Here is a 14,244-nt window from a genome sequence, read left to right as displayed (position 1 = left end):
TGTGTTTTGGGGGGAGCTGTAGTAGCTATGAATATTGGCATCATCGCTCAAAGAAGCTTTCAGCGTAACAAGAACATGAGAAATCCCCCATTATTTATAAACTTATAAAAAGCCTTAATAAAAATAATTAAGGCTTTACAGTTAACAATAATATACTATCGCGAGTTCAAATCATTCCAATCTAAAGGAAGGTTATATTGCTAGTTATTATAGATGACTACTTCATTTTCCATGTGGCTACATAATTTAAAAATATCGGATAATTGCATTTCTTTATTTTTATTAAAAATAATGTTAACGTTATACTTTTGCAAGCTTTGATTGTCGATAGAGTTTGACTTTATTATTAATGTAGAATATGTATCATTAAAGAAAAACTTTAAAATACACTTGCTATGTTTACAATAAGCAGTAACTTTAATCTTATTACTTACGCCAGACAAATTAATAGTCTCTGGATTTTCATTATCATTATGAAGGTAAATAGTATAATTGTTCCCATTATCACCAGGAAAAATATATTCACCACCTTTTGAACCATATAATACAGATGAAAACTCATTACTTAATTGTATTTTACATCCTGAAGACAACCCCTTATAAATCAAGGAGTTTTCTTCGTAGATGGCTTTGTGGTCACCATAGTCAAATTCATAAATAAGCCCCTTTAATACCCTAAATTTTTCATTTTGCAATACTTCTTTAGGAGTTAATATATGATTATATTTATGGTATTTTGAAAACTCAATCACATTTATTTTTTTTGCAAATAGCAATCCAGATTTATTGATTCCAAGCTCTAAACCATCCGCAGTGGAAATCATAAGACTATCTAAAAACCCCCCAATAAATCTTTTGTTGGGAGCATGGATCATAAGTATCTTTTCATCATAACGAGTATTATCATCAAAATAAAACAATATTTCAGAATGATAACGGTTAGCAATAAATATTTTGTTAATACCAAACCCAAATTGTAAATATTGCATTTGAGCATCATCAGTTAAATAAATATTTGCTATAAATGACTTTCCCGACAGACTAGGAATAGTGATAACATTACTCCCCCCACCAAGATAAACGTTAGCTCCAGAATGACCAATAATAAAATGGTTGCCTTGATTATTCCCGATAAAAGTATTTTTTCTATGATGGGAACCAACAACAGTATTAATATTGTCCTGAATTAAGGTCATCAACGTTTTTTGTTTATAGGGATACGAGGCTACATTATAAGTCACAACATCCTGTTTACCTGTCTTGCTAAGATCCAAGTGAACATTAAGATACTCTGGTAATTCACCAAATGAAATTGTATTTTTAGCTCCATTTTCTCCCCGAATAGTGAAATGACCTACCCCATTAGCATATACGGTAATCCCTCCAATCCCACCATTTATATCAAATGAATAATCAGCGAATTGAAGTAATTCGCCTAAATTTTGCGGGGAAAACATTGAGCGTTCTAGTGCAGGAACTATGACTCGAAAATTTTTTTCTCCTGCAATAACTTTGGTGTGTTTATGACTTTTTTCTATAGCTTGATAATTTTCTCTACTTACCTCTTGATAATCATCCCAAGCCATTCTAATTACTTCTGTATTTGCTGTAAACGTAGCCGTATAACCAAGAATGGCTGTATTATAGTCTCCAGCTGGTATTGATGGCATTTTTGAAGGCCAATTTCGATTAGCAAAACCTTTTACTAAATTCGATTCGGAAGACCGATCACGACAATGTGTTCCTCCAGAGTTGCCAAAAATGTTAGGGATATATACCTCATCTTTATTGACACATGAAATGGCATATTGACTGATTTTTCTTACTTCTTCATCTGATAAATTAGGGTTATTACCAATATTTTTACCATCATTATATGAAGGGATACCAGTGAGTATTGGTGGATTAGATGTCAAGTCTAGTTTCAAATTTCCCACTATCTGGCATGATGATAAATCTATCACTCCATTGTATTTATCTATATTTAGGATGCTTTCTGCTGCTTGATTAAAAAACGTCTCTATATTTAACCATGAAGCTCTTCTTGAATTCTCGTGATATAAATGCATTTGAAAATTTCTGATTTCTTGCTGTAGAAACATCAACGGAAAAGCAGCTAATCCAATAGGGGGAAAAGCAATACTTGATAAGGTTAATGCAGAATAAGTAGATGCAAAGGAAATATCAATCTCAGCCAACGTTTTTTCAAGGCTTCCCTCTTTAGCATCTAAATAAGATTGAACGGATTCGCCAAGAGACCACAAATTTAATGCGGTATCTAAAACAGGGAATCTGATGAGCTTAGCAACATGAGACAATACTTTTCCCGTTGAACCACCAATTTTTGTTGCTAATTGACTGATTTGTTGTGACACTATTCCTTCCAAAGATATATCACTAATACTAGTCCCAAATTTTTTATTTCCCATAAACATTAGTGTTGTACCAACAATTTTTTCGGTTACCGTCTTAATATCTGATCCTAAATTAGCGTGATCTACTGTAGAAACGTAATCACCATTATGTGTTAAGCGCACATATTGAATGATGCCTAGAATAGCCATAACTCCATCAAGGTTCATATTATCGACACCTTCAGATAGAGCATCTAACCCTTCTCGTAAAGTCATTTTTAAATCTGAAATATTAATGTCAACATTTACAACTTTGCGAGTATCTAACTCTTCTAGTGCTAATTTAATAGTCTCTGAGCTATCAGATAAGATTGTATTTTTAATTTTAAATTGACTAATTCCTGTTGATGAAATGGCATTTCTTATTCTCGAATATATATTCGAAAGCATTTGCCCTACACGCTCACTTTGGCGCTGTACTCTATGTGAAAAATGCTTATCTTTATTATCACTAAAAAATACGTCATCAAGATTGAGTTTTTTTTCTCCATCAGAAGATTTTAATGTTTCGACCAATAACTTTATTGCATCATGTTCTTTTTCTGTCAAATGATGCTCATCAATATATTTCTTTAATATTTTTTCGTTAATATTTAGTTTGTCTAGTTCATTAGAATTAAATACTGTTTTATTAATATTTTCATCAATTCTAGCTCCATTCCAATAGATGCCATATTTGTATAAATCAAATAAATTAAATTGATTATTATCAATTTTTATTATAAAATTTAAACTCTTTATTTTTTCAACTGTAGATTGATAATGATGAGTGCTTAAATTCAGTACGTCGGGGATAACAATACTTTCCCAATGATTATTTCTCACAAAGAGAATATCGATATTATCTCCTATTGCTTTTCCTGAGTACAGCTCTCGAACTTCAGGCGAAATATGAATAGAGCTCTCAACAAAATTTAATGCCTGTTCTAAATTAGTAAAATCTGCAGAACCAAAATTAGGATCTGTTACTCGACATTTATCCTCAAAGATCGAAATCACTATGCTATGAAAATTCATTGTGATTAGTAATTTTTTGATATGATTAGCTGATAAATATTCAGCAACAGTATTAACTTCAAAATCAGATAGTCTAATCTTTTCTATATTTGTTGACTGTAATAGTTTATTATTACCATGTTGTTGCGCATGCTCTATTTGATTTAGCATCGATGTTAACAAGTGTTTATCGGCTAGGGAAAGCTGAGATTGTTCGAGCAGACTCTCTTGGTATAACGCACTGGCTAACTCTAGATTTTCTTGTAAAATATTATAATGATTTTCATTCTTAACAAGAAGATACAACTCAGCTAACCCCATACAGCGACCTTCTTGGGGCGTAAGCAGTATTTGAGGATTAAATTGAACATTCTTCCCTTCAAATTTTGTTGCTGCATCTTGCCATAAGAGGGCATTTCTGCCATAAAAGTCCCCCCACTTTAATGCGTTATATTTTGCTTGAATAGATATATCATGTAACTTAGGTCCCGCAATAGGATTGGTGAGATAGTTGTCGTTACTCCCATATCCCAATCCTTTCAACGTACTTTGCTCAATCAAGGTTGAATCTGCTATTGAATATACTGAGGGTTGTTTTGAGTTTATTTCTTTTAAAAGGTTATTTGTAATACTGGGAAATTTATCCTGTGTTATGTGTAGAGCACATTCTAAAAAGCTGTTTTTACCTGTTAAGCCTCTACTAATGTCTGAGAGTGACGATTCATGATGAGTAGATGTTCCTTTTAGATATTCAAGAATATGAGCATCATTCTGTAACATAAAGCCTAGAGTATTCTGATTGAATTTAGATTTTATTAACTCTAACGTTATATCTTTACTCTTTTTAACGTCATAAAGCACCTCTAAAAAATTCCCCATTCTATCCAATACAATATTATTATTAGATAATATATCTTTCATACCGGACATCATAATGTCAGATGTTAATTTCCCTTCAACACTGGAATATCTTACTCCTAAAGCAGAGACATCTTGATTCATGACAGATAGGAAATATTTACTAAAATTATTTTTATCCAATACATCTAAAATAGATTCAAAAGTCAATCTTAATGATTGTTCATAATTGCTTGGACCAAAATGAACGATATCTTTACCAAAAAAATGGTTGTAAAGTTTTTTCAGAATAATTTTTGTATCCGTATCATTACCCCCGGTATAATCTGATATGATTTTTATCAGTTCAGTTGATGGTGCAGCTAAAGCCGGATGCCTCATCATCACCCCCGATTCTTGGCGAAGAATTCCGTGTTTAACTATGTCATTGAGGTCATCAAAACCATATCTATCATTTATCATCTTTTGGATTAAATGATTATCTTTTAAATCAGTAGAAATATTTCTAATTTCTATTTTTCCTTTACCCCACTTATTATCCGCCTCTTGCAATAATGAGTTGATTATTTGCTGTTCATTCGTAATATATTTATTCCATAATGTTATTATATCCCCTTTATAACCAATATTATACTTTAGATCATTTATATCTTTAATCTTTAAAAAATTAATTGTTTTCCCATTAATCTTAAAATTATCCTGAATAGGTAAGGATTTTATTTTTCTTTCAATTTCAATTAATTTTTTTTCTAAATTTTTATCTTGTGCAATCTTTTGTAAAACAGTAGATAGCTTTTCTTTTTCTGTAACTGAAATAGTTCCTAATTGTGACTTTCTTTTTAATCCGTAATATAGCTCCAACTCATAACCTAAAACTCCATTATACTCTTTAAATAAATTGATTATTTCATTTTCTCTTGCTTTTAATATTGTAAATTCCTTAGCCACTAATAACTTATTAATGAAATCATCTCTCCAAATTGAAATTTTTGTACTAATATTACTTGCAAGAATAGAACGAATTGATTTTTTATATCCATGAATGTCTTGACTAAGATCAGATAATAAATAATGAACTTGATTATTGATAGGTGTTTTTTTTCTATGTAGAGCATTCGTTAATTGATCAGATAAAGAAAGACCTGCCCATTTTACAAGGCTATCTTCACATGTTAGTAAGTGTTTATGTATTTTTTGATCAATATCAGATAACATATTTAAGTCTAAAATGTTTCTATCAATGAGCTTATTGTAATCATCTTCAAAATTTGGCCATTCTAATTTTAATTTTTGCACTAACTCAGATGGCCATCCTGTCTGTAGCTTTTCCAAATTTAATTTGGTTGGTGTAATGTCAAATAATATACTACTTTGTTTATTTGACTCAATTGATGTTAATACTTCTTTTATATCTAATTTCTTACCAACCCATGTACTTTCATCATCCGGTGTAATGTCATTTATACCTACTGTTTTTTGATTAATCCAATCATAGTGTTGACCTGAAGCTCCTACTACCTCTTTAAGATTCCCCATAAATGAATCATCGCCCAATCCTTTAAATTTATTATTATGTTGTTCTAAACGACACTGTCCAAGCTCTCCCAATGACTCATAATATTTTTTCATGGAGTTCATCATGGCATCCGGTCCAGTAATAGATAGTGTGCTGTATTTTTGGGGTATAATACCATCCATACGATAATGAGAAAATAAAGAGCCTTGATAGTATTTCTTAGGAGAAAACTTTTCTTTTTTCTGCTTTATTCTTATCTCGGGCTCGAACACATTAATTTTTAAAATATCGAGTAATGGTTTTTCATTAATACCTGTTTTATAATGTGCTAATTTTTCTCCATTCAAAATAACAACACGCTCGAATATAAATTTTTCTCCTTCAGTATCCTTACTTAAGTGATATTTTTTTCCTTTATCTAGACCATTATTTTCAAATATTCCATAAAAATAATGACTGAATTTCTCTATATCTGAAAACTCAACAAAACCACCATTAGGATCATAGAAGCCATATATTCTATTTTCGCCTTTGCCTACAGCCCAAGCAGCCATAGCATGTCCTGGTGCTTCTAACTTTAACAATATTGGCTCTATACTTTCTTTCTTCAATAATTCAATGGTGCTATGTAAAGTTTGTTTTTCTTTTTTCTCTTTCCATACTTGTTGATCAGTAGATAGCATTGGATTTTTGGAATGTAATCTCACCAAAGTATTTAACAGTTCTTTGGCTTTCATAATTTCAGTCTTTGTATAACGTGATGACTCACTTAATACCGCTGCAGCAGAATATAAATTTTCAATGAATTTGCCTGATAGATTTTCATTAGTTAAACTCTCTTGATATTTTGCTGACAGCAGAAGTACCGATAAAGGGTCACATCGCCCCCCAAATCCATCTCCAACCAAGTTTAATAAAAAGAGTTGGGGGATTAGTTTTTCCTTGGCTAATGGGTCAATTTCACCATTGGACTTTACTTTATCAAAAAGTTGATGGTATTCCTCTACTCTAGGTTGAAAAGTTACCGCCAAAGCACGCTTTTCAACTTCATAAGCTAATGCTCCTTTTTGTTCTTCAGATAAATTTTTGTAATTTTTTTTCATCAATGAAACAATATCGTGGATATTCATCTCTTCCTTGAATCCAAAAATATTATTTATGGCATTACCCTCTTTATATCCTTTAAGAAAATTTTGAGTTGCCCTAATATCTTTCTTTTTTACACCTTGATTTTCTACTGTAAGTAATTGCCCATATTCTTTTAGGTCCTTATCCAAACTTTTTAATATTTCTTTTTTTCTGGATTTTTTTTCATTACTTTCTAAATCAGAAACAAATAACTTAGATTCAACCTTTTCACTCCCTCGTAATGGTTCAAGGCTATCATTATTCGGATTATAGAATGCACGCTGTTCCCCTATCCCTTCTGTCCTTAACTGTTCCCTTATACCTAGAATTTCTCGGTATGTATTTTCTTGTCCCGCAATAACAAAATCCATGACTTTACTCTCTTTATGGGTGGCAAGGAAATTATTATTGCCTCTTATTTTCCAACCTTTTCTACTAAGTTGATGACTCTTATGCATCATCATTGAATCTCGTATTACTTTGGTATCAATGGGGGAAAATATTTTACTCTCTTTAACTTGTATTTTTAGTTTACTAATTATATTATCCAATTTTGTGATGTCTTCTCGAGGTAGTTTATGTTTTAATCCCGCACTAGGTTCATTGCTTACTAATGATAATATTTCGTCACTTAGAGCACGACGATGGTCTTCTTTTTCAAGGAAATCGTAATTATTACAATTATCTTGCACTATTTTATAAACTTCGGGGGTATAATTCGGCATAACATCATGGTCAGCATAAATTCCACCGTGATTTTTTAATATATAGGCGCGTAGCATGTCGGTTGCTGCGGCATAATTTCCTCGAAGAATTAGCTCTTGTTGATAATTTTGTTTTTTATGCGCTATCTGCATTTCAGGTAATTCATTAACATCTTTTATGTTTACATTTTCTTTACCAAAGATATCGATAAGTTTTTTCTCTAACTCACGTAATTTTCTGTTGTTTTCTTCAACTATTTGTTGAAATTCCTTTATTTTTTCTGCATCATAATTTAAGATTTCTTTCAAGAATTCAATGCGATGATTGTCATTAAATGTTAATAACCCTTTGATATAAGCATAGTTCATCACCGAATCCTGAACTTGTAATACAGACTTGAACAAACAACGCTCAAAAAGATCGGTTAATTTTATATTAAAACTTTCAGAAAAATCTTGTCCGTTTTTTAAACGGTGAATCTCTTCATAACTTAATAAACTAAGTAGCTCATTCTTTGCATTTTCAAAAGCAATAATTCTAAGTTCCTTATTAAAAGCGCTTGCCAACATAGCATGAGAATCAGTCCAAAAGTTGTAAATAAAATCAGGATATGCGTTTTTATACGCTTTGGCATATCTTGTGATACTTTCTGGTGGTACTCCTGCAATCCAAGCAATGTTAATATTTTTTTCTATTTCAACTTTATGTGACTTATATTCATTTTGAACTTCAGCTATCAGTTTAATAATATTATTTTTCTCGACCTCATTATTTCTAGTGTTACCATGTTTATTTAAAGAATAGTAAATATTAGACAAGGTATTCGCTTGTTGCTTTAACATCTCAATACCTTCCCTACTGTTTTTATCTTTTAAATTCAAATAACCATTTATACTTTGCTTTAATAAGCTAATAAGCTCTGGACGAATTTCATGTTTTTTCTTAGAGCCATTGTGAATTTTATCTAATATATTATTTGGTGTTAAGGAGTATTTCCCATTAGTATTTAAGTGATGTGCTTTTTGTTCCTTGCTACCATCTTCAAGGCTCCTTTTCTTGATTACTTTACTTTTCACTTCTAATTCGTGAGGTATTGTTAAACTGGGTGTATTATAAACATGCTCTAGTGGTGCCAGATTAGATATAATAGGTTCTTTAGAGGCAACTGATTCAATGTCGTTTAGATTAACGTTATTATTACCATTAATTAAAGGTGTAGAAGGCGATGCATGACCAGACATTAATAATCCAATTCGATACAAAATGGCTGTTTTCCAATTTCCACTGGTTGTTACTGGATGTTGACTTGTTGTGGGATTAAGTGTTTTCCTTATTTCCTCTTGAATGAAGCCACCAATAGCCACCACATCTTCAGTTGAGGTGTTCTTAATCTTTGTAATTCGATTAATAAATGGCTCATAAGTTTTCTCACTCTTATCACTAATGCCAATATCATTAGATGTGTTATTTAGTGCAGTTGTGTTGTTTTCTTGTGGTGAATTAAAAATCACTGAATTAACTCTCATCTATACCATCCTAATCAGAATTAATTTAAAATTAACTATTTAGATTGATTCTTATATCAAAAACACGCAGTATATTTGTAATATCGTTATAACTTTCCCGCATAACGACTAAAATACCTCTCATTTATAATTATAATATCTTCTTGAGTCAAATATGGATTGAAATATAGATAGCGTTATCCTATTAAATTATACGCCAATTTGTAATGGTCTAATGATCCCGAACACTTTGTTAGAGGAAGCAGTATCAACGAAGTGATAATTCACAGAAAAGCGTTTACCCATGAGTTTAAATAGGCATGTGTCTATCTGATTATCCTGCACAAGCACTTGATGATACAAGCTACTAAAGCAATGATTCAAGATTGTCGCGCTGGTTAGTTAGTATTGCGAAGACGTTCGGAAGGAAAAGTGCTATTACACCTAAACAATAGTGAATAGGGGAGCTTGAACAGAAAGTAAGTCAGCTTCAGAGCAACAATGACAGGTTAAAAAAATTTAGGGCTTTTTTGCTATAGAAATGAATAAGTGAAAAAAGTTGTGGTGAAGCTGAAGAAAAGCTGGGCAAATATTCAGCAGGTATACCGCTGCTTGTCGCTTACGAACAGTATGTTTTATGTCCAAGCTCTCAGTAGACAATCCCCTATTAAATCTCCAGACAGTTGCTAGCACTTAAATGAGTGATAATTTTAACACTCATTTTTACACTAATTCTTAGAAAGAATATGTTCGAGATATTGTTACAAGCCAGCTTGTCCTTTGGTCGTAGCAGTATCAAGAAGGAAGTCTGATTACGATAATCTCAGGTGAACAAGTTGCTCCTGCCTCTAGGCTAGCTTCAGCAAGAAAACTCATAAAAGAGCTACAGAGTTTGCTTGGCAAAAACATGGTTTTAAAGAAGAAGTCGAGTCTGGTCGCAAAAAAGTGGCTAACGCTCACGCTCTTATCATCTAAGGAGGGATATGAGTTAGGAAATATAGGGGTCAAATGCATCTGGTGAGTAGAACACTCGGAGCATGAGCGGGTTCTATCAAAATGAATTGGAAATATAAGCGAGGTCGATGTTCTCAAGATGACGATGATGCCTTTGCTCGTATACTCAACGCAATCGATATGCTTAAGAAGTTGATTTATTCCCTAGACATGCGGCGGTACGAAACCCACACAGTAATGGTATTGGGGAAAGCTTTGTAAAAATCATAAAACGGGATTTCATCTGTTTAATGTGAAAACCGAACGGATTAACGGCGGTCAAAAATCGTGCAGCAATCCTCGAGCTTATCATGAATAGCATCCAGTACACAGGGTTATCGTTCGCCGCGAGTGTATCTGCGGCGACGAACCTAGAATAAAATCAGTGATAAAAGTGTCTGTAAATATTGTGTCAAATACATATTCTTTTTGGTGAGCACAAAAATTTGACTAAGTAGCGTATATGAATATATATTCTTAGGAGGCTGTAAACAGGCCCGAGATTCGCAACTTGGATACCACAATGAGGGTAACTGTATTAACAGTTGTTTATAGTAACGTGCAGTCAATTTATAGTCGAAAACATCATATTGGGCATGCAAGGGAATCGAAAGGTTCGCTGGGTTCATTGTGACCAGTATTGCGAATCTTGCATGCCTTTATTTTAATATTGAGTTGTATTATAGTCTTGTGATGAGTTATCTATGAATGATATTCATGATGATGTTGCCCAAAATAAGCCAAGAATAAAATCCCACTCTAAAGGCGTAATTGGCATTTTTCCTGCATTAAGTGTCAGTATTCTTTCACTAAGAAATTTTCTATTTTAAGATAACATTCCTCGGAAGTTAAGATATGGCAACTTAGGGTTTTCTTGCCGTTTATGATAAAACTCCAGTGGGATGTGATTGAAACTTTCATGAGTCTGATTTTGATTATAATCTTGCAGTCAAAACCAAGCCATTCACTGGAGTAATTTTGTAAGGTAATCCCCGCTCTTCCTTTCTTAAGCTCTAGCTGATGCCAGACCTGCAATCGTTCATACTAAAAAGTAATACCCCTTAACGGGATAGACTTGCCAAATCTAGTACATCGACTAAAATTTACCTAGGATGTCCTGTGACTGTCGAAATTTGACCCAGCCGACACCTGATGGAAGCTTCACCTTGTGTTTTTCGAGACTGCAATACTTCTCTAAGTTAACAATACGGATTGAATCACTTCCGCCGCTTTTCTTCTTAAATACAGGTGCTTTCGCTGCCAACTTTTTATCAAAGCAACGTTTCTATGCACTATGCAGGTCTTTCAGCTTTTGTTGAAGATTATCGGTGTAGGCTTTCTGTAAGAACGCACGTTCAGGGGTTTTCTTCCATGCCGTCAGCATTCGGTTTAGTTCAAATGCTGACGGCTGAATCCAGTATTTTTTTTCGTCACCGCCAACCCATAATGTAGGCTTTGCGGATTCGCATCATAACTCAGTGTGTAGTAAATTCTTTCGTTATATTACTGTGTTTTCGGTCAGCTTCAATGCAAAAGTACAAAATTAATCGTTTAAGATATGCAGCTTTTCTTTTGCATGTTCATTTCGTTTTTGTAACGAAATATCGTCGAAAAATATTGGAGGAGTGACACTATGCAGCATTTCATCAGTATGCAACTGATGTTTGTCGTGATTTTGGTGCGGAACTTACAGAAAGTTACAGGGATATCGACCATGTTCATATGCTGATGGAGTATCCACCAACAGTGCAGTTATCGGTGCTGATTAATTATCTGAAAGCAGTAACATTTCGCCGTTTGCGTAACGAGTTTATGGATTTACGGGGTACATACGGTAAAGCTGTGTTTTGGTCTTGTTCATTCTTTGCTGGTTTGTGCGGAGGTGCGCCACTGGATGTTGTGAAACGGTACGGCTGATAATTCTACGGGCTTTTAAGACCGTCCAAATTCCCTTTCCACCTTGTATCGGTGGGGTACCCTTTGGCGGTAAATATGACCTAGAACTAATGGGAAGTAGTTCTTTAATTTATCAAACAACTCATCTTCAGATAAGGATGTCCGCATGGATTGAATCTGATGTGTTCTCTATTCATCATTCGTTCCCAGGATATTTCCTGTGAATCTCGAAACCCAATAACCAATATTCATGTCAATCATCTATTGACTCAAATTGTTCGTCATCATGCCAAAAGGAAAACAATGGTGAAATTATATACTACCGCCAAAGTACAAGGGGGCTGGGGCTACTGATATTGACCACCCCGCTTTTCCTATGGACAACTTTGACTTATGGCAGTTGGCACGCGAGAAGCTTTGTTTTAGGAGAAAAAAAGCTCGTGAATTGCCGATTTCGTATAAAAAGATGAAACGCAGTCTTATGACCATTGGTCACCGTGTGAAATAATACCACACTACGATTATACCTGTCATTATATGATAAAGACGGTCAACTGAACGTGACTGTGACGGAATTGGATGTCACCGATACGTGAAAACGCATTCAAAAAATTTCTAAACAACAATCACGAACCGCATTATAAGGTGAGACCCTATTCCCCGTTTTCCGTTGAAGAAAAAATTGTTGGTTAGGTAAATTAGCGTTTGCGGCTTTAGTTGCTCTTAAACTGGCACAATGGGATGGAAAAACAGCCCGAAACTTGCGGGCTGAAAATCTTTTCTGCTTCGTTGGTTACAAACAGCACTAAAACAAAAACGTTTTTACTGCTGCGTTATCCATGATTTTGAATGGGTTATCAACTTTGGTCAACAACGCTTAATGACTTTATTAATCAATCTCAGAGATAAACTTTTCTGATACGGTACTACGTTTTACTGTATCTTCGGGCTTATAAGTAGGGGCAGAAGGTGTAACAGTACTACGTAATGAGTGTTCTGGGAAGTTATTACCATTGTAATACATTCCTGCTCCATGGTATCCGGTAACTGTAACATTGTTATAACCAGCGTCATTCAATGCATCAAGTAGATGTGCTGCAGGGGCTTTTACTGTTTCTTCATTTATTGCTATGCCCAAAAATGTTGATTTTTTTATAAAACTTTCACTATATGTCTTCAGATCTGGATCCTTTATATTGTTGATTGGCTTCGTATCTGCAGAATAGCAGCTAGTTAATCGGATATCTTTAACTGTTTTAGGAACCCCCATATCAGAAAGAGTCTTAACCACTTCATTCATGGTGAGTTTTAGGTGGTCAACTTGTAAGGAGTTTTTTCCAGCTCCGCCATGACCATGGACATAAATTTTTTGGTTATCGTTAAATTGAAAATTACTCGCATGATATGTCGACACATTCTGTAGAGCATATATGAAATGAGAACCTACATCGTCATCTGACCGTCCTGTTTTGTGTGGGCGAATTATTCCGTATTCTTGTATCGTTTTTTCTTTATATAATTGAAACTTACTATGGGCTGCTTCAGACGCAAAAACTATCGGATATTTTTTTAGATCCTTGGTTGAATTTGAAACTCGATGAACGTAACTGCCTAATAAAGACATAAAATCGTTTTTTTGGGGAGTTCCCCCATCACCAAGATAAATATTTACTCTTTCATTTGCTTGCGAAGTTTGGGATGGGATAACTGAGGGGCTATTTAAGGGGATTCTGAACATAATGATATCCTGTATATTATCTGAGAAAATGAAGGTAAATTCATAGTTCGATTTATTTAGGTTATTTTTATATTTTGTTTTACTCAACTTTCAAGAAAAACACTATCCTTGGTAGCTATTCTATCCATTATATATAGTCAATCACATTATTTTTTAATGTGAAAGGGCTTGTTGAAAGAATTGAGGTTTCATTTGGGTGTAGAACAATGAACCCCTCTTTAATTTAAAATAAAAAATCTATAAAAAAACGCTCATTTTTAAATGTGCATTAATAATATTTTATCAAGCTAAAATTTAAGGGATTAATGCTATTTGTTCTATTATCAAATTGACAGCTACAAGCCCTTTAGGGCGCGAAGCTGTCAATGATATATTAATTACTATTATTAATCTCAGTGTTATATTTCGGTACTTGATGTTTATGCATCAAGAGTTTCTATCTACCGAGCCATATTTTTTCTCCAAAACAAGTTTCAGTTCATCCAGATATGAAGG

At 33.5% G+C, this 14,244-nt stretch carries 2 protein-coding genes and 3 pseudogenes; 2 read left to right on the top strand and 3 right to left on the bottom strand.

Annotation, left to right across the window (positions count from 1 at the left end):
• Positions 1 to 200: 200 nt before the first annotated feature.
• Entirely contained in the window at positions 201 to 9,143 is an 8,943-nt protein-coding gene (locus tag PR766_RS18195; protein WP_080675625.1) for a TcdA/TcdB catalytic glycosyltransferase domain-containing protein, read from the bottom strand.
• Between the two features lie 1,124 nt (positions 9,144 to 10,267).
• On the opposite strand from PR766_RS18195, the pseudogene PR766_RS18490 reads away from it, so the two are divergent.
• Positions 10,268 to 10,490: pseudogene (locus PR766_RS18490) on the top strand (IS3 family transposase); the annotation flags it as partial.
• Positions 10,491 to 11,217: 727 nt separating this feature from the next.
• On the opposite strand, the pseudogene PR766_RS18485 reads toward PR766_RS18490, so the two are convergent.
• Positions 11,218 to 11,523: pseudogene (locus tag PR766_RS18485) on the bottom strand (RNA-guided endonuclease InsQ/TnpB family protein); the annotation flags it as partial.
• 119 nt (positions 11,524 to 11,642) lie between these two features.
• On the opposite strand from PR766_RS18485, the pseudogene tnpA reads away from it, so the two are divergent.
• Positions 11,643 to 12,032, top strand: a pseudogene (gene tnpA / locus PR766_RS18190) (IS200/IS605 family transposase).
• Between the two features lie 868 nt (positions 12,033 to 12,900).
• On the opposite strand, the gene PR766_RS18185 reads toward tnpA, so the two are convergent.
• A complete protein-coding gene (locus PR766_RS18185; protein ID WP_036950991.1) occupies positions 12,901 to 13,749 on the bottom strand; it encodes a hypothetical protein in 849 nt (282 codons plus the stop codon).
• Positions 13,750 to 14,244 lie beyond the last annotated feature (495 nt).

The organism is Providencia sp. PROV208 (assembly GCF_028479465.1).
Classification (GTDB): Bacteria; Pseudomonadota; Gammaproteobacteria; order Enterobacterales; family Enterobacteriaceae; genus Providencia; species Providencia alcalifaciens.
The sequence above is the reverse complement of the archived record's forward strand: the minus strand, read 5'-3'. Positions and strand labels throughout refer to the sequence as shown.